Annotated in this window: 20 protein-coding genes; 5 read left to right on the forward strand and 15 right to left on the reverse strand. The window is 33.6% G+C overall.

Annotation, left to right across the window (positions count from 1 at the left end):
• Nucleotides 1–4: 4 nt before the first annotated feature.
• From OLM51_RS13735 to OLM51_RS13750, 4 genes are all read right to left on the reverse strand, one after another.
• Nucleotides 5–1231, reverse strand: coding sequence for a PQQ-dependent sugar dehydrogenase (locus tag OLM51_RS13735; RefSeq protein WP_264551172.1), 1227 nt, complete (start codon nucleotides 1229–1231; stop codon nucleotides 5–7).
• A 177-nt stretch (nucleotides 1232–1408) separates the two neighbouring features.
• Nucleotides 1409–2236 (reverse strand): hypothetical protein, encoded by an 828-nt coding sequence (locus OLM51_RS13740; protein WP_264551173.1) that lies wholly within the window; start codon nucleotides 2234–2236, stop codon nucleotides 1409–1411.
• A gap of 360 nt (nucleotides 2237–2596) precedes the next feature.
• On the reverse strand, nucleotides 2597–2935 hold the full coding sequence (locus OLM51_RS13745; RefSeq protein WP_264551174.1) for a hypothetical protein: 339 nt from the start codon (nucleotides 2933–2935) through the stop codon (nucleotides 2597–2599).
• A 1028-nt stretch (nucleotides 2936–3963) separates the two neighbouring features.
• Nucleotides 3964–4185 (reverse strand): hypothetical protein, encoded by a 222-nt coding sequence (locus OLM51_RS13750; protein ID WP_264551175.1) that lies wholly within the window; start codon nucleotides 4183–4185, stop codon nucleotides 3964–3966.
• A 236-nt stretch (nucleotides 4186–4421) separates the two neighbouring features.
• Between OLM51_RS13750 and OLM51_RS13755 the strand changes: the two genes are divergently transcribed.
• Nucleotides 4422–4877 carry a hypothetical protein gene (locus OLM51_RS13755; protein WP_264551176.1) on the forward strand — a complete coding sequence of 152 codons (456 nt, stop codon included), beginning with the start codon at nucleotides 4422–4424 and terminating at the stop codon, nucleotides 4875–4877.
• 70 nt (nucleotides 4878–4947) lie between these two features.
• Here OLM51_RS13755 and OLM51_RS13760 read toward each other — a convergent pair whose 3' ends face one another.
• The 7 genes from OLM51_RS13760 to OLM51_RS13790 form a co-directional block, all read right to left on the reverse strand.
• Nucleotides 4948–5595, reverse strand: coding sequence for a DUF5661 family protein (locus OLM51_RS13760; protein ID WP_264551177.1), 648 nt, complete (start codon nucleotides 5593–5595; stop codon nucleotides 4948–4950).
• Between the two features lie 81 nt (nucleotides 5596–5676).
• Complete coding sequence (locus OLM51_RS13765; protein WP_073481941.1) at nucleotides 5677–5838, reverse strand: DUF1328 domain-containing protein; 162 nt, start codon at nucleotides 5836–5838, stop codon at nucleotides 5677–5679.
• A gap of 109 nt (nucleotides 5839–5947) precedes the next feature.
• Nucleotides 5948–7033 (reverse strand): DNA topoisomerase IB, encoded by a 1086-nt coding sequence (locus tag OLM51_RS13770; protein ID WP_264551178.1) that lies wholly within the window; start codon nucleotides 7031–7033, stop codon nucleotides 5948–5950.
• An 11-nt stretch (nucleotides 7034–7044) separates the two neighbouring features.
• Nucleotides 7045–7284, reverse strand: a complete 240-nt coding sequence (locus OLM51_RS13775) for a Rho termination factor (RefSeq protein WP_264551179.1) — start codon at nucleotides 7282–7284, stop codon at nucleotides 7045–7047.
• 210 nt (nucleotides 7285–7494) lie between these two features.
• On the reverse strand, nucleotides 7495–8172 hold the full coding sequence (locus tag OLM51_RS13780; protein ID WP_264551180.1) for a hypothetical protein: 678 nt from the start codon (nucleotides 8170–8172) through the stop codon (nucleotides 7495–7497).
• A gap of 11 nt (nucleotides 8173–8183) precedes the next feature.
• Entirely contained in the window at nucleotides 8184–8579 is a 396-nt protein-coding gene (locus OLM51_RS13785; RefSeq protein ID WP_264551181.1) for a hypothetical protein, read from the reverse strand.
• Between the two features lie 25 nt (nucleotides 8580–8604).
• The gene (locus OLM51_RS13790) at nucleotides 8605–9477 is read right to left on the reverse strand and encodes an XAC2610-related protein (RefSeq protein WP_264551182.1); all 873 of its coding nucleotides are present in this window, start codon (nucleotides 9475–9477) and stop codon (nucleotides 8605–8607) included.
• 407 nt (nucleotides 9478–9884) lie between these two features.
• On the opposite strand from OLM51_RS13790, the gene OLM51_RS13795 reads away from it, so the two are divergent.
• A complete protein-coding gene (locus OLM51_RS13795; protein WP_264551183.1) occupies nucleotides 9885–10301 on the forward strand; it encodes a DUF4142 domain-containing protein in 417 nt (138 codons plus the stop codon).
• Nucleotides 10302–10476: 175 nt separating this feature from the next.
• Here OLM51_RS13795 and OLM51_RS13800 read toward each other — a convergent pair whose 3' ends face one another.
• The 4 genes from OLM51_RS13800 to OLM51_RS13815 form a co-directional block, all read right to left on the reverse strand.
• Nucleotides 10477–11460 (reverse strand): aldo/keto reductase, encoded by a 984-nt coding sequence (locus OLM51_RS13800; protein WP_264551184.1) that lies wholly within the window; start codon nucleotides 11458–11460, stop codon nucleotides 10477–10479.
• 89 nt (nucleotides 11461–11549) lie between these two features.
• The gene (locus tag OLM51_RS13805) at nucleotides 11550–12602 is read right to left on the reverse strand and encodes an NAD(P)-dependent alcohol dehydrogenase (protein WP_264551185.1); all 1053 of its coding nucleotides are present in this window, start codon (nucleotides 12600–12602) and stop codon (nucleotides 11550–11552) included.
• Nucleotides 12603–12893: 291 nt separating this feature from the next.
• Nucleotides 12894–13301 (reverse strand): cupin domain-containing protein, encoded by a 408-nt coding sequence (locus tag OLM51_RS13810; RefSeq protein ID WP_264551186.1) that lies wholly within the window; start codon nucleotides 13299–13301, stop codon nucleotides 12894–12896.
• A 308-nt stretch (nucleotides 13302–13609) separates the two neighbouring features.
• Nucleotides 13610–14482 (reverse strand): helix-turn-helix domain-containing protein, encoded by an 873-nt coding sequence (locus tag OLM51_RS13815; protein WP_264551187.1) that lies wholly within the window; start codon nucleotides 14480–14482, stop codon nucleotides 13610–13612.
• 450 nt (nucleotides 14483–14932) lie between these two features.
• Between OLM51_RS13815 and OLM51_RS13820 the strand changes: the two genes are divergently transcribed.
• The 3 genes from OLM51_RS13820 to OLM51_RS13830 all read left to right on the forward strand — a co-directional run bounded on the left by OLM51_RS13820 (nucleotide 14933) and on the right by OLM51_RS13830 (nucleotide 16761).
• Nucleotides 14933–15316 (forward strand): hypothetical protein, encoded by a 384-nt coding sequence (locus OLM51_RS13820; RefSeq protein WP_264551188.1) that lies wholly within the window; start codon nucleotides 14933–14935, stop codon nucleotides 15314–15316.
• 18 nt (nucleotides 15317–15334) lie between these two features.
• Nucleotides 15335–16180, forward strand: coding sequence for a chromate resistance protein ChrB domain-containing protein (locus OLM51_RS13825; RefSeq protein WP_264551189.1), 846 nt, complete (start codon nucleotides 15335–15337; stop codon nucleotides 16178–16180).
• Nucleotides 16181–16260: 80 nt separating this feature from the next.
• Nucleotides 16261–16761: a hypothetical protein gene (locus OLM51_RS13830; RefSeq protein WP_264551190.1), complete on the forward strand. Its 501-nt coding sequence runs from the start codon at nucleotides 16261–16263 to the stop codon at nucleotides 16759–16761.
• The last annotated feature ends 20 nt before the right edge of the window (nucleotides 16762–16781 follow it).

Raw genomic sequence — 16781 nt, forward strand, 5'->3', positions numbered from 1 at the left:
GACTTTATTTTTTATCAATTTTATAAAGTCGGCCCCCATCTGTAACGGCATACAGAGCTCCGTCAATTCCCTGAGTAATATCTCTGAATCTTTGATTTTCTGATGCAAGCAGTCTTTCTTCGCCAATCACTTTGTTATTCGAGATCGCCAGACGTACAATATGCATTCCGCTCAAAGCGCCAATAAACAAGTTGTTTTCCCACTCCGGAACGCGGTTACCCGTATAAAAAGTCATTCCGCTTGGTGAAACTACAGGATCCCAGTAATACACTGGCTGCTCCATACCGCTTTGTTGCTGAATTCCTGCCCCTACTTTCTCCCCACTATATTCAATTCCGTACGTAATCGTTGGCCAACCGTAATTTAATCCGGCTTGCAAACGATTGATTTCATCACCTCCGCGAGGTCCGTGTTCGCTTTCCCAGATTTCACCCGAAGCAGAAAGTGCCAATCCTTGTGGATTTCTGTGCCCGATACTATACAACTCCGGCAAAGCTCCTGCCTGAGTAAATACGGGATTTCCCGCAGCAGCCTGCCCTTCTTTGGTAATTCTGATTACTTTACCAAGCCCTGCTGAAACTGATTGTGCCAATGGTCTTGTTTCTAATACAGATCGCTCTCCGGTACTTACAATAAGATTTCCGGTTTTATCAAAAAGAATACGTCCACCATAATGCAATTCGCTCGGATTAGCCGGTTTTGCACGATAGATTACTGTCGCCCCTTCAATTGTTTTTTCATCGTTTGAAAGCCTTCCTTTCGCAACAGCGGTATTATTTCCGCCAGTAGAGGCTTCTGCAAAAACCCAGTAAATCATTCTGTTGGAAACAAAATCAGGATCAAGGCATAAACCCAATAATCCGCCCTGACCACCAGGATTTACAGCAGGAATTCCCGTAATAGGACTGCTCACAACACCCGCAGTAGTAACAATACGCATTTGTCCGGCTTTTTCGGTTATCAAAAGCCTTCCATCAGGCAGACTTTTTACTCCCCAGGGATTTGATAAACTGCTTGTCACTATAACAGACTGATATTCTGTATTGGTTTTAACACCATTTATACGGGTTTGTCCTGTAAATGCTGGCTTGTAAGCCGAATTTGGCGCATTGGTTTCTACGGGATCTGTGCTTGTTCCCGGATCTGCCGGCACATTATTTTTATCATTTGAACAACTATTAAATGCAAATAAAGTTGTAGTAATTACTGTAAGGCAGGTTAAATTTTTCATTTTCAAATATTTATATTAAAAAAGTTACTAATTTGGATGTTATAAATATCCGAAATTCTGTCTGTAAAATATTATATAATTCCCATGTTTAAATATGTAATCAACAAACGATCAAATAATTATATAAAAAAAACAGCCTGAGAGCTGTTTTTTGAAATAGTAGTTATGAGGTGCTTCCTAGCTAGCTAATTTTTGGTTGTATAATTTAAAAGGTAAATGATATTTGGTTTTTAAAAATCTTGGGGAATTTCGAGATCCTAAACCTGTCACAGCAATCAATTCAGAGAAGCTCATCTGTGAAATTCTTTTAATCCCATTGATTGGTTTTTGCATTAAAACCATAATAAAATCAAGGGTTTTCAGGTAATTGTAACTATGTTGCGCTAACTCCATTTCAAGAATATTTTTCAAAATACTTTTCTTTACCAAATTCCCCACAATCCCCTTCTGCGGAACAGCTTTATATTCCTGCAGCTTCTCAGAAATTCTTGAATTCTCTCTTCCCACATAAATATAATTTCCCGAATCATTCGTGAATCTCTTTTTAACTTCTGATGTTAACTGCATATTTTTACTTTGCCCCATTTGGGTTGTTGGCATTCCCAATAAAGTAAACTGAATCCGTTTATGACTTTCGAAGTATAAAACACTATTGATAACAGATGAATTACTTAAAATGGCTGTCTGGCTTTTTTTAAGACTCTTTTTTTCTCCGTTTGCACCAAAAGTGTGGGTGATATTTCCGCTTTCACAATAGACAAAAAACACAGGCGCCGACTGAAACGACTCTATACTTAAACTCACATCCTGATGAAAAACAAGATCAAAATGCATAAAAATGATTTTATCATCAAAACGGGTTCCTTTAATAGAACCTTTTGTCCATCGGGATTTAATATCTAGGTTATAATCATTATGTTCTGCCGTAAGTTTTCCGCTAAAACTATCTTTCAGATCGTTAAAAACGGCATCAATTCCTCCTGTATTTATGTAAAGTTTTTTCATTTTGATGTGATTTAGAAAACTTATTTATACTTAGTTAGTTTACAATAATGCGTTTTAGTTTTCAACTCATTTTGTATATTTCAAATTTCGTATTTATTGTAAATCAAATCTTTATACAATTTCAATTAGAACTTTCATAATTATTATTAAGGTGCAAAGGATCAAAGGGATAGAGGTTCAAAGGTTCTTCCGGCTGACACTCATAAATCCCTAAATACTGTAATAAAAAAACTTAGCATCTCAGAACCTTAGAGCCTTAGCGCCTTAGAATCTTAGAACCTAAGCAAAAAAAACAGCCGCCACAGACTAAATCTGAAACGACTGCTCCTCAGCAAAATAAAAATACCTATCTATTTTATTTTAAGTAAGTTCATTGATGTCTGCATTTTTTGAATAATTTTTCTTCGGAATGTCTTTAAAAAACTCCGCTTCGTCTAAATCTGCCGTTGGGCCGTAGCCAATTAAATGTGTTCCCTTTTTCTGATCTTTGGTTTCAATAACATATAAAATAGACATATCATCAGGGTCACTCATTCCTTCATATCTATGGTGGGCTACAATAAAGATTTCGTCTGGTTTATAAGCATATTTAGTATCTGAATCAATTAGACAGCCATCTTCAAACAAATAATTGGCTGAATAGCCCTCATTTTGATATTTCTCAATATAATCGGTTTCGTGTTTTTGTTCCTTTTTCATGACTTAAAATTTGAATTAAGAATTGATTCCATCTTGTTTTATCAAATTTCATCATAGTAAACAAATAACATTAACTCAATTAATTTTAAAATTGCCTCATTCAAAAAAGTCTTATCCAGCTCCTAAAATGCACACAAAATCTCATAAAGCATATCACTAATCTTTATCTAATCTCTATTGCGATTTATTAGTCCTCGAAATAACAAGCAACACCTTGATTTAACAATAATCCCTTTCATCTTCAAAGCATTCACAACTTCAAACCAAATTCTGATGTTTTAAAACAAAAAAAATACTGGTTTTAAATACATTACAATTGTTACTTAAAGCAATTCTTTAGATTATTAACTAGAGTAAAAAGCTCCAGAATCCCATATAAACGAATGCAAATAATTGAAAAATCCTTAAAATGGACTGTAGTAATTTTGAATAATTCACACTGCAAAACGCAATATTGCTTTACTGAATTACAAAATTTATAAAAGCCTGAAAGCAATTTTTCGCAATCTGTAAACTTGTTACTATTTGCCATTTCTTTGGGTGTTTTTACCGAAAAAATAAAACTATCAGGTGTTTTATGGCATCACTTTCCGACTATTCTGACAGTCGAAAAGCTGTAAAAGCTCCCGTTGAACTAAAACAACTTAAAATACTGGTAATAAAACACAAACATACATCAACCTGACAAACTGTCTGGGTAAAAATTCCCTTTCCAAAGGCGATTATTGCAACCCGGGCAACCTATAAAGATTTGATTTTTCATGTCTAAAGTTCTTAGCCGTTAATACAGAAAAAACCTCAGCGATTTTTTTTCCCTGTGTGTTTTCTGATGCAAAGTAAATTGCATCTCAAAACATTCTTTTTGGGTATATGCGAGCCAATATTTCTTTAGCTCAAATTTTTTCCACCAATGCAAAAATTCAAAACTGTAAATCGAATATTCAGCAATAAGCCCGTCTATTTTTTCTGATGAAGTTTTCCGGTCAAAGATTCAGAATGAATAAAACAACGATAGAAAACTTCATTTTTTATACTATTCCCTCTCCTGAAAATATATTCTGATTTAAAATGACATCACAAATCATTTCGTCAGGAATTTTATCAATACTTTGTTTTGCTTTTTTCGGATTCCAGTTCTCATTCAAAACATCATCACTCCAGTCATAATACTGATTGACCTCAGCTTTCAGAATATTAACTGAGCAGGTGTAAATGTTGATTTCTCCGTTTGAAAAGTCTAAATGCAACATTGATGCGTTTTATGTTTTTTTCATTAATTCAGTAGACTCCGAACATCAGTAATTGTTTTTTTTTAAATTAATAGAATATAAAATCCCCCCTCAGCTTTAAATCAGTTATAGATTTTTCTAATTAAATTCCATTCTAAACATCTGTTAATTATACAATTGCAAAAAACAATTCTATAAAGAAAACCAGCACTGTCAGCACTAGATTTGTATTATAGAAACTATAAAAATTCAACATCATGAATACTACAGATAAAAGAAACAGCATTTACAATAGTGATCAGCGCCATCAGAATACTTCAGACAGAAATACGGTCATGAATGAAGAGCTTTATGATTTAGACGACATTAAAACAACAGACAACGATAATGCAGAAATTGCAAATCGAGGCTATACCATTCGGAACGGACATAATCCGGATAAACCAAATCCTGATGAGGAAGAAGATTTAAATGATGATTTTCATAATCAGCGGGACCTCGAAGATCATAATGATAATTATGAAATCGAGCTGGAAGACAATCCTGATAAAAATGAGAATGACGAATTTGACAATCCCGACGACAGTTTCGAAAATGATTTTAACGAAACCGAAGATGAGCTTGACGATATTGACGACGAGGACGATGAGGACGATGATGCAGACGAATACATCGAAGATGACGTACAGGAAGAAGATCCGAGGAAATTTTAATTTATAACATTATAAAAATCAAAAAACCGTTAAGTAATGCACTTAACGGCTTTTTTTAGGAGAATAATCACTAGTCTCCAATTTTTTCAAGAGTTGGTATGTCATCCATTCTTTGCAAACGTTCTATCAATCCTGTTCTGGCTTCGCTTAATTCCATTTCGGCTTTGCCCAGCTCTTTATACCATTCTTCTTTTCCGGTTTTCGAATTTTCGATTTTGCGCATGATTTCATAGATCTCACCTTCGGCTTCCATTACTTTTAGACGTTTGTAGTACGTGAGACTTTCCGTCATATGCGCCAAAGCAATCATAGCGGTCAGGAACGGATGATTGTTGGTTACATTTACATCTTTTATTCTTCCGTGTTCGAGTTCTACCTTTAGAGCAAATGCAAATTCTTCAGTATTAAACTTTTCATGCTTGCTCTTAGGATTTAAATAGGCTTTAATAGCTTCAACATTGTCCATTGTAGACAAATTAACATCGGTTTGTTTACTGCCCATTAAATCTTTATAAACCACATTAGCAATAGCCCTGGCCTCTTCGTTTGTTGGATCGTTTTCAGGTTTTTCGAAATCACGCGTTCCCCAATCCCAGTTTTTAGGATGCACAGGCTTTATGTATTTTTCGCAAAAATCTGTCACATCGTTTTTCAAGCTTACCATTTCGTCCTCTCTTTTGATGTAAACATCCTGATAAGCACCACTTTTTGTTCCCATGATAAATATTTTTAAAAGATAAACGACACATGTATCGAAATAAATGTGCCGTTTTAATCGGTTATTTTACTGAATTCCTCGTTATACACTTCGTCTGCCACTGATAAGCGAAATGATAAATAACACTAAGAATATAAAAAATAGAATTTTTGCTATACTAGCGGCTCCGGCAGCAATTCCGCCAAAACCAAATATTCCCGCAACTATTGCCAGAATAATAAATATGACTGTCCAACGTAACATAATAATTGATTTTTAGTTAATAATGACTTTGTTTGTTTCTCAAATTTCATACTTTTTAAAGAGAAGTATTAACTCTAAATGTTTTATTTATAACCCTATAAATTGTGATTTACAATAAGTTGACCTGATAATTCTCGATCAACTCTGCAAAAGCAGTTTCTGATCTTGAAAAATACTTTTTGGTGCTTCGGTTTTTTTTTGCTTTATCAAAATACTGCTTAATCGAACCATCTTCGTAAGTTGAAACCAGTAAAGGATGAACGTAATAATTTTTGCAGACATTTCTTGTATTCCCCAGTGCCTCAGCAGTTGCATCATATGCAGTTAGAATATTCTTTTTAATTTCTTTTTCGTCAGTAGTTATTCCCATTTCCATTAGGTTTTCAAAAAATACAATCGAAGCCGCCCAGGTTCTAAAATCTTTGGCACTGAAGTATTCTCCGGAAATGTTATGCAAATATTCATTGACCATATGACTGTCTAGTACTTTCTTTTCGCCATTGGAATCATAATACTTAAAAACTTCCCAACCCGGAATTTCTTCACAACGGCTTACCAGTTTTATTAATTGCCTGTTTCGGGTCGTAATCGTATGCTGTTTTCCTTTTTTACCAATAAACTCAAACCTTAGCGAGTTTTTATTAATGTTAATATGCCGCTTGCGCAAAGTCGAAAGTCCGTACGATTTATTGTCTTTGGCATACTTTTCATTTCCAATTCTGATATGCGTTTCCTCCATCAATCGAATAACAAGCGCTATAACCTTATTTTTAGACCACTCCATCTCTTCTAAATCCTGATCGACACATTTCCTTATCGAAGGTAGTTTTTGTCCAAATTCGGCGATTTTATAGAATTTTGTCTGATTCCGTATTTGATTCCACTTTGGATGGTAGCGATATTGTTTCCTGTTTTTAATATCTAAACCAACTGCCTGCAAATGTCCGTTGGCCAAATCTGAAATCCTGACATTTACCCAGGCCGGCGGCAAAACCAAACTATTAAAGCGTTTCAATTCGCTTTTCTGTTTGATGAAACGGCCATTCTTTCTATATACAAATCCTTCTTTTTCCTGCAATCGCTCAATAGGCAATTTCTGATTGCTGATATAGACCAAATCTAATTTCTCCAGTACCAATTGTGGTGACTTGATTAATTGATTCATCATTTTTTCCTGAGCGATTTTTCCTGGCATGATTTTAAACTTTAGTTGTTTCTCAAAGAATATATTAATGCTTTCTTATTCATATACGAACGCCCTTTAATCCCCACTTTTGTGGCTTGTTTGAGCAAATCGACTTTTGTCCATTCTTCATAAGGCTTTGCTTTTCCGCCTTTTTCTCCCGCATCTGGTGTGTTGGCAATTCGAGCTGATTTCTCTTTACTGTAACCTTTTTTTACCAATGCCTCATATTGCGCTTCATTCTTAATTCGTGGATTTGGCATGACCTATTTTTTTTAGATTAATAATCTTAAATATATGGTATTCCAAAGTTCATCGAAAAGACAGATTTTTCTGTTATATAATTTTGGGGTTAACTTTCATAATTTGAGTTTTTTGTTAGTCGAAAGTTTTAAAGTCGAAAGTCATAAAGTCCGGAGCAAAAAAAATCCCAATTCTTTTGGAATTGGGGTTTTATAATTTTACAAGGGAGATTATTTAACTTTTTTAAAACTAAATATTTTTTCCTTTTTTATCTGGGTTTCATAAGAAATATCGAATCCTATTTTATCTGCATTTAATTTCAGCAGAGAAATTTTATCTTTTTTAATTTTCTTCCCTTTAATAATTATATCAGTGCCAAAATAACCTTTAAACTCAATTTCCAGATTTGTCTTGCTGATTTTATATTCAATTTTGGTAACAGTAAAATCTGCTTTATTCTTAATAGATGCAGGATTTAGTATTTTAATTATTTTTTGATCAAAACCTAAAGAAACTCCTTGTGCTCCAATCTCTATTCTACCACTTCCTTCTGAATTTTCTTTATCTATAAGCTCCTCAAAACTAACAGGAAATGAAGCAAATTTCTCTCTTAAATTCACGTTGAATCTTAAAATTACTCCCGAATGTAAAAAATTATACTCCCGTACAGACGTTGGTACGACTTTAAAGGCATAAAAACCACTAGATCTACTCGTAGATGTTTGTACATCTCCTACATAAATGGTTTTACTAGCAACTTTTAATTCTTCTCTAAAATAATTAATCTCCGGACTAAATAGAGATTCATCTGGATCATTTAAAAAGAAATCTGTAAATCTTGGATAATATGCTTGCGCAGAAACACTAAGATTTAAAAGAAACAATATAAAAAGGAAAAGTTTTTTCATTATTAAATTAATTAGCTCCAACTCATATTTATTAAAACTGTATTTCCTTCTATTTCAACTTTTCCTCCATAAGCGTCACTATCTCTTGGATGAATTTCATACGTTTTAATTCCATTTTTTATTTCAGGTTTGACATTCCTAAAACCTCTGCTTTTTAAAATCCAATTTTTAATTGCAGGTTTAGAACTTTTAAATTCAATAATAAATTGTCTGGTAAACATACTTCCTCTTTTTTCTAGACGAAAAATAGCAGCATCCTTAGGAATTTCATTTAATTGTCCCCAGCTTAAGGCGGCTTTAATCGCATCTTCTTTTTGCCAAGGCATAACAAATGACGAAAAGAAATTTAAGTAAAGAAAAAACATTCCTAAAAATAGTACTACAGCAATTACCTTAGTTATTTTCATTTGAAATTGAATTTATGCTAAACATTTAATCACATTTACTTTCGACAAAATCACCAGTTTTTTCATCTAATTCCTGACAAGTTTTCTTTATTAAAACCATTTTATTATTCACCACTTTATATTCGGCGTTCATGTGTCTACTTCCTGCACAACATTGATTGTGTTCGTAAATTCTTTTGGACTGAGAATCAAATTCTAAAGAAGTTCCGTTGAAACTACTTTCAAAATATTTTCCAGTTTTCGGATTATAAAGAAAATATAAACTAGAAGTATTCGGTCCGGCATAACTGCTTTCAAAAACCGAAAAATCAGGAATTCCGTCAAAATTATAATCGTCAATACTTATGTTGTTTACCCCCCAAAGCTGACATTCTAAATCTATTTTCTGAATCAGTTTATCTGTCTTTTTCTCAATGATTTTTACACCGGTAACCTGGGCATAAAAACTACCTTTTTCCTTAGAAATAATCAACTTAAAATATTTGCCTTTAAAAGATTCCGGTTGCAGAATTTCTCTATTTGTCCATTCAACATTATCGCCATAATCGATATCAAATTCTTTCGACAAAGTAATTTTAAGTTCTTTTCCTGAATTTAAATCTTTCCATATTCCATTTAACTGGTTGCTTTTTCCATTATAATTCTGAAAAGTCAATTTTGCAGTTTCCTTATCCGTTTTGTCTTTTTCGGTAAAAACCATAGTCTTTCCGGTAAGTTTAGCACTTAAAACAATTGGCGTGTCAAAATTAGAATAAGCATAAATAGCCGTTCCTACTCCATCAGAATAAACATAGGAAACAAATTCAATTGGGTATTTATCAATAAATCCAGTGTAGCTTATTTGGGCAGATAAAAAAGTTGCTGCAAGAAGAAATAATAAAGTAATTTTTTGTTTCATTTAATAATTTTTTAGATTAAATCTTTCCGATTTCTTCAACAGAGTCTTCTGATATAAATTTCGGTTTTAATAACTTCAAACTAAATCTTATCAGCTAATATAAAACTATTTCTATTACAAAATAACTTACAATAACAGTATCATATCCAAATCCTATAACAATCCCTAAAAATCCTGTAAGATATTCTTTTGGCTTCCTTAATACTTTTACATTATAACATTAAACTATTAAAATCATGAAAAAGATACTATTTGCCGGAAAAGTAATTTTAGGGGCGGGATTAATTATTCTGTTTTTAAACTCTTGCTAAAACGAAACCAAACAAGAAGATCCAAAAGAAGTAGCAGAAGACGCTAACGAAGCCAAATTTGACTCTATTGAAAGTAAAGAAGATGATTCGGAATTTTTGGTAGATCAGGCTGAAATTAATTTAGCTGAAATCGAAATTGGGAAATTGGCTCAACAAAAAAGCTCTAACGCCGAAGTGAAAAAATTTGGAAAAATGCTGGTTGACGAACATACTAAATCGGCATCTGAAGTGAGTGCTTTGGCTAAAGCTAAAAACTTTACTTTGCCTACTTCTCTTACTGAAGAAGGACAGGACGAATACAATAAACTTAGCGAAAAAACAGGTGTTGATTTCGATAAAAAATTCGCCGATATGATGATCGACGGCCATGAAAAAGCAATCGATAAACTACAGAAAGCTTCTAAAGACGCCACAGACAACGATGTTAGATTATGGGCTTCAAACAATATTGCAGGTTTAACAGCGCATTTGGAACATGCTAAAATGCTAAAACAAAATCTGGAAAAAAAGTAAGCAAAGGTAATTAAGGTACTAAGATGCTAAGATTCTGAGACGCTAAGTTTTCTCTTAGCAGCTTTTTGAAACTCAAAAAAATAAGGTTCTAAGAAAAACTTAGAACCTTGTTTTTTTACCTTAAATTCTCAACAAACAGAACTTAGAAGCTTAGCATCTCAGAACCTCAGTACCTCTATTTCCCAACTATCTTTTGTAAATGTTGCGGATAGCGTGATCCTTCGATAGTTATTTTTGAGGCGGCTTCGGTGATTTCTGTAATATCCTGAGCTAAAAGTTGCAGATTTACTGCTCCGATATTTTCTTCTAAACGATGCAGTTTTGTTGTTCCCGGAATGGGTACAATCCACGGTTTTTGAGCTAAATTCCATGCTAGTGCAATTTGCGCATTGGTTACCCCGCGGTCAGCTGCCATTTTGGCTAATACCTCAACAAATGCCTGATTTATTTTTCTGGCTTCAGGCGCAAAACGTGGTAATGTATTTCTAAAATCAGTACTATCAAATTGCGTATTTTCGTCGATTTTTGCGGTAAGAAAACCTCTTCCTAACGGACTAAAAGGGACAAAACCAATTCCAAGTTCTTCTAAAGTTGGAAAAACCTCATCTTCGGGATTTCTCCACCAAAGTGAGTATTCGCTTTGCAACGCTGTAACGGGTTGTACTGCATGCGCACGACGAATGCTCTCTGCTCCTGCCTCTGAAAGTCCAAAATGTTTTACTTTTCCTTCCTGAATCAAATCTTTTATCACTCCGGCAACATCCTCAATAGGAACATTAGGATCTACACGATGCTGATAATACAAATCAATAACATCCGTATTCAGTCTTTTTAATGAACCTTCGATGCTTTTTCTGATCCATTCCGGACGGCTGTCTAATCCTTTTTTAGAATCACCTTCCAAAAATCCGAATTTTGTCGCAATCACGACTTGATCCCTAAAAGGCGATAAAGCCTCACCCAAAAGCTCTTCGTTTAAAAACGGTCCATAACATTCGGCAGTATCAAAAAAAGTAATTCCTTTTTCATAAGCCGAACGAAGTAATGCTATCATTTCTTTTTTGTCATGAGCAGGACCGTAACCAAAACTCATTCCCATGCAGCCAAGCCCCAATGCAGAGACTTCAAGACCACTATTTCCTAGTTTACGTTTATGCATTTTTTTCCTTTTTTAGGGGCAAAGGTTCATAGGAACAGAGGTACAAAGGTTTTCCTCTCTGCCTCTTTGATCCTTTGCCACTTTGAACCTTATTTAAGCGAAGCCATATCAATTACAAAACGATATTTAATATCTCCTTTTAGTAATCTTTCGTAAGCGTTGTTTACATCGTTTACGCCAATTAATTCGATATCAGCAGTGATATTATGTTCTGCGCAGAAATCAAGCATTTCCTGAGTTTCGGCAATTCCTCCAATCAATGAACCCGAAAAACTTCTTCTGCCTAATATAAGGCTGAAAGACGTTACAGGAAGCGGATCCATTGGGGCTCCTACAAGCGTTAAAGTTCCGTCTACTTTTAATAAATTCAGATATGAATCAATACTATGTTCTGCCGAAACGCAGTCCAAAATGAAATTCAGACTTTTAGCGTGTTGCTCCATTTGTTCAGGATCTGTAGACAAAACCACTTCATCTGCTCCCAGACGTTTTGCATCTTCCGTTTTTGATAATGAAGTTGTAAAAACTACTACATGAGCGCCCATAGCTTTTGCTATTTTGATTCCCATATGGCCTAAACCTCCAATTCCAACAATTCCCACTTTTTGACCAGGACCAACTTTCCAGTGTTTCAGAGGAGAATACGTTGTAATTCCGGCACAAAGTAAAGGTGCAACTCCTGCAAGATCTAATTTGTCTGAAATATGTAATACAAAACTTTCGTCTACTACAATACTTTGAGAGTAACCTCCAAAAGTTTGTCCGCCAATATGAACATCCGGTGAGTTGAATGTCAGCGTACTTCCTTCATCGCAGTATTGCTCTAAATCATTTTTGCAATGGTCACATTCTCTGCATGAATCAACCATACAACCTACTCCTGCTAATTGACCTACTTTAAAATTCTTTACATGATCTCCAACTTTAGTAACACGGCCTACAATTTCGTGCCCCGGAACAATTGGATAAACCGTTCCATGCCACTCATTTCTGGCAGAATGTAAATCAGAATGACAAATTCCGCAATACAGGATTTCGATTTCTACATCGTGTGCCTGTACAGCTCTTCTTTTAATGTCTAATGTTTTTAATGGTGCTTCGGCAGCTTCTGTACCAAAGGCTTTAATGTCTTTTGTTTCCATTTTTTTATTGTTTTTTTGTTTCAAGTTTCAGGTTTCAGGTTTCAGGTTTCAGGTTTACTTGGCATGAAAAAGTTGCACGCGGATTTGGCAGATTTAAGCTGATTAACGCAGATAAATTACATATCTATTTCATAATGATGAAGTTATGAAAAATATTTCAGGAATTGATATAAAATAAAATCTGATGCTTTTATATGGTGATTATTACTTCTGTTTGAGAACAAATCCCAATAACCAGCAGAACAAAACCTTAGCGTCTTAGTAGCTTAGATCTCAGTATCTTTAAAAAAACTAAACGTTCTGAAAAGAAAAATATTCCTCGTCACTTACTTTATCAAGCCAGATTCCTACACCCTTATCTATTTCTGTAATGATTACGATGTATGAAAATTTATTAAAAGGAGTTGCTCCATACCAATGTTCAATTCCCGGTAAAATGGTAACAACTTCATCTTTTTTAAGCAATCTGATTGCGCTTCCTTTTTCCTGATAATAGCCAGTTCCATTGGTCGCAATTAATACTTGCAGACTGGCATTACTATGCCAGTTGCTTCTTGCAGAAGGTTCAAATGATACTTCTTTTATAACTGTATTTTCGGGATGAATGTTACTAGTTTGCTTTTTATATGACACTTCACCTGTCATATAAGTATTTGGAACTCTTCCTTCTTCGGTCACGGTGGTATATTGTGTCGACATAATTTAAGTTGTTTTTAGGTTAATAATGTATTTAAAAGTTATTGTAAACTATCTTTCGATAGAAAAATCAGAATATCCAGCCTCTTCAAAAAAGAGACTTCGGGTTACTTAATTCCTTAAAACTTAATATTATTTTATATCTGGTATTTAAAACTAAACCGTAAAGCGGGGACATCGCTTTTATGAAGTATTCTATTAGTCTTTAAAAACCGATAAATGATTTATGCATTAATCTGGGACAAATGTAGCACAATACTGCAATCCGAAAATTACAATATTCAAACAAAAAATTATGAAAATGAAACAATTTACATTCTCAACGATTTTGGAACCGTTCCTGTAAGTCTTTTAAAATAATTATTAAAGTAGCTTGGGTATTCAAAACCCAATGAATAGCCAATATCTGAAATACTCCAGTCTGTGTGCTGCAAAAGTGCTTTTGCTTCGTTTATAACGCGATCTGTAATATGCGAAGTGGTTGGTTTTCCTGTAACTTCTTTTACGGAGCGATTTAAATGATTTACGTGTACTGCAAGACTTTGCGCATAGTCCTGAGGGGTTTTTAATAAAAGGGGCTGATCTTTTGTCTCAATCGGAAATTGCCTTTCTAATAATTCTAAAAACAAAGAGGTAATTCTTGAAGAAGCATTTTTAGGTTTAAAAAAGTTTTCTGAAGGCTGCATCTTCATGGATTCATGCAGAATCAAATTAATATAATTACGCATCAAATCATCTTTGAAAGCATAATCTGTAGCTTGCTCTTCGATCATTTTTTGAAATAAAGAATCAATAAAAACCTTTTGTTCAGGCTTTAAAGAAAAAATAGGAGTTCCGCCTATTTTAAATAAAGGCGATTCGTGAAGTGTTTCTGAACGGTCTTTGGATTTCAGAAACTCTTCGGTAAAAACACAAGCATAACCATGATGATCGGGAGATACAAACTCCCAGGAATATGGAATAATCGGATTACCGAAAAACAGAAAAGTTCCATCGGTTTCTATACCACGATCTGCATAATGTATAAGACTTTTGCTGGTATTGATGCATATTTTGTAAAAATCCCTGCGGTTGTAAGTCGGGATTTTACTTACATCTCCATTTACTTCGTATACTTTAAAGCCTTTTAGTTTTAAATCTAAAGTATTAAAATCACAATTGTTGTTTTCTGTCTGATTATCCATTTTGCAAAGTTATGAAAATCAAACATTATTCTTTTGTTATTTTTTTGTTTCAGGTTTCAAGTTTTTAACTATTGGAAACAATTAAAGTTTTTGACTGGATACAATAGTCTCACAAAGCTGCAAAGTCACAAAGTTTTATTTTCTGTGCACGTTTCGCGAATCCTTTATAAATTTTGCAATTAAAATCCTGAACCTGTTTTAAGTTTAATATTCCAACTCTTAATTAATTCTTATAAAAAATGGTTTGGTAAAACAAGAAAGAGCAAAATCATAAATTAAGTTTTAGAATGATTATGGTTAATCGTATTTTATCAAAAACATAAAGTATAAATGCTGTATACCTGGCTAAAAAAGGCTAATAAAAATTTAGAATCATTCTATTGGCTCTACTTTCAAAAATGATTTTCTTTTGATGTAATTTTATACTAAAATTAAAAAAACAAAGAATTTATGAGTGTTATAAAAGATGAAAAAAAGCTTCTTACCACCATTAAACGTATCGATGAAAAAATCGATAAGATTAATGATCAAAAGATAGTTGCCTTTTTTGATTCTCTTGGATTAACAGAAAGAGAAGATGTTCCCAAAAATTTTCTGGATTGGGACACAATTCTTATTGTCGTTCCTGACAGACACATTTCCCAAGAGTTAAAATATTATAAATTCTCTATATCAAGACTTTTCTTTGTTACAAATCCGTATGCTGATCAAATTTATATTTATGATTTTGATGAATGGAAAAATGTTACGCGAAATAAGACACAGTTTCAGATTAGAGAAATGATGAAAACGAGTTTTGGTGGTGTCAAAAAAACGGCTTCCGAAAACGATTAATTCCAAGATCATCAAAAAATGAAATGGATCACGCGCGAAAGACCCAAAATTGACAGAATTGCATGCCCATGGCTGATTCAAAAATTTGTTGACCCAAAAGCTGAATTCATATATGTTCCTTTTAATGAAGTTTTAGACAAGGCAAAAGAATTAGATGCAATTCCATTTGATATTCCTAATGTAGAATTCACGCATTATAATGAAGAATGCACTTTTGATTATATTATCAAAAAATATCAAATAAACGATCCTGCTGTTTTAATCATGGCAAAAATTGTGCGTGGTGCCGATACGGATCAACATAATTTAGCTAAAGAATCAGCAGGACTGTGGGCAATTTCCGCGGGACTTTCGTATAATATTACAAATGATGCCGAATTATTAGAAGCAGGTTTAAAACTCTACGATGCATTGTACAGCTGGGCAAAACATTTGTACCAACAAAATCATCTCCAAAATAGTCCTTTTGAAAGCTTACTGCATGAAGTTTATAAGAAGTTTCTAATTGAGAAAAAAACGAGTAAAAAAACGCCAGCTTGGGTTAAAGAATTAAAAAATATTATTCAGGATCAAATAGATGCACAATTTACGTTTGATTTAAAGAAAATCTCCAATGATTTAGAACTTAATTCTTCTTATTTGTCAAGAGAATTTTCTAAATATTTTGAAGATTTGAATTTTGGCGAATATGTTCGAAAACTGAGAATCGAAAAAGCCATCAATCTGATTCAGAGTTCAACTTACACCTTAACCGAAATAGCTTATATGACCGGATTTTCAGATCAAAGTCATTTTACCAGAATATTCAAATTACATACTGGTAAAAACCCTTCTTCGTACAGAAAAAGTGCTTCAAAAAAGTAACTTATATACAAAAGGTAAATAGCATTCTATTTAAAAGTTTACATTCTCGATAGTTTTGTTTTTTCACTAACAAAACTATCATGATTTTATTCAGACAATTTATCCTAATTACTTTATTCTCTTTAAGTTTAAATGCTTTTTCTCAAACTACTTATCCAAAAATTACAGGTTATTTTGGAATCCTGCACCCTATCGTAACTTTTAACAGCGAGCAGACAACTGTAAATTTTCGTGATTACTATGCCGTTGGTTTTCCTACCGGAATTAATATTTGGAAGAACCAAAAAATAGGTTTTTCTTTTGAAATCGTGCCTAATATCAAAGTTCAGGGAAATAGTGATAAAGTAACTAATTTATTATTTCATCCCGGCGTTCTGGTCGCTTTAGGCAACGGCTATACTTTTGCCGGAAGAGCCGCTTTTGAAAGCAGCGGAAGATACGGCATAACTCCTGTAATCAATAAAACAGTTATAAAAAGCCAAAACTGCAGCTACTTTGCTGCTATTCCACTGCCTATTCGTTTTGGTAATGATCATCCGGCATCTTTTACTATTGGCTTTCAATTTGGAATTGCTTTTTGAAAAAAAAAGTTTCAGGTTTT

It is taken from the genome of Flavobacterium sp. N2038 (genome assembly GCF_025947185.1).
Classification (GTDB): Bacteria; Bacteroidota; Bacteroidia; order Flavobacteriales; family Flavobacteriaceae; genus Flavobacterium.

Excerpts from the sequence above, each read along its gene's own strand:
- OLM51_RS13735 (WP_264551172.1), bottom strand. The coding sequence starts at position 1,231 with ATGAAAAATTTAACCTGCCTTACAGTAATTACTACAACTTTATTTGCA.
- OLM51_RS13740 (WP_264551173.1), bottom strand. The coding sequence starts at position 2,236 with ATGAAAAAACTTTACATAAATACAGGAGGAATTGATGCCGTTTTTAAC.
- OLM51_RS13745 (WP_264551174.1), bottom strand. The coding sequence starts at position 2,935 with ATGAAAAAGGAACAAAAACACGAAACCGATTATATTGAGAAATATCAA.
- OLM51_RS13750 (WP_264551175.1), bottom strand. The coding sequence starts at position 4,185 with ATGTTGCATTTAGACTTTTCAAACGGAGAAATCAACATTTACACCTGC.
- OLM51_RS13755 (WP_264551176.1), top strand. The coding sequence starts at position 4,422 with ATGAATACTACAGATAAAAGAAACAGCATTTACAATAGTGATCAGCGC.
- OLM51_RS13760 (WP_264551177.1), bottom strand. The coding sequence starts at position 5,595 with ATGGGAACAAAAAGTGGTGCTTATCAGGATGTTTACATCAAAAGAGAG.
- OLM51_RS13765 (WP_073481941.1), bottom strand. The coding sequence starts at position 5,838 with ATGTTACGTTGGACAGTCATATTTATTATTCTGGCAATAGTTGCGGGA.
- OLM51_RS13770 (WP_264551178.1), bottom strand. The coding sequence starts at position 7,033 with ATGCCAGGAAAAATCGCTCAGGAAAAAATGATGAATCAATTAATCAAG.
- OLM51_RS13775 (WP_264551179.1), bottom strand. The coding sequence starts at position 7,284 with ATGCCAAATCCACGAATTAAGAATGAAGCGCAATATGAGGCATTGGTA.
- OLM51_RS13780 (WP_264551180.1), bottom strand. The coding sequence starts at position 8,172 with ATGAAAAAACTTTTCCTTTTTATATTGTTTCTTTTAAATCTTAGTGTT.
- OLM51_RS13785 (WP_264551181.1), bottom strand. The coding sequence starts at position 8,579 with ATGAAAATAACTAAGGTAATTGCTGTAGTACTATTTTTAGGAATGTTT.
- OLM51_RS13790 (WP_264551182.1), bottom strand. The coding sequence starts at position 9,477 with ATGAAACAAAAAATTACTTTATTATTTCTTCTTGCAGCAACTTTTTTA.
- OLM51_RS13800 (WP_264551184.1), bottom strand. The coding sequence starts at position 11,460 with ATGCATAAACGTAAACTAGGAAATAGTGGTCTTGAAGTCTCTGCATTG.
- OLM51_RS13805 (WP_264551185.1), bottom strand. The coding sequence starts at position 12,602 with ATGGAAACAAAAGACATTAAAGCCTTTGGTACAGAAGCTGCCGAAGCA.
- OLM51_RS13810 (WP_264551186.1), bottom strand. The coding sequence starts at position 13,301 with ATGTCGACACAATATACCACCGTGACCGAAGAAGGAAGAGTTCCAAAT.
- OLM51_RS13815 (WP_264551187.1), bottom strand. The coding sequence starts at position 14,482 with ATGGATAATCAGACAGAAAACAACAATTGTGATTTTAATACTTTAGAT.
- OLM51_RS13820 (WP_264551188.1), top strand. The coding sequence starts at position 14,933 with ATGAGTGTTATAAAAGATGAAAAAAAGCTTCTTACCACCATTAAACGT.
- OLM51_RS13825 (WP_264551189.1), top strand. The coding sequence starts at position 15,335 with ATGAAATGGATCACGCGCGAAAGACCCAAAATTGACAGAATTGCATGC.
- OLM51_RS13830 (WP_264551190.1), top strand. The coding sequence starts at position 16,261 with ATGATTTTATTCAGACAATTTATCCTAATTACTTTATTCTCTTTAAGT.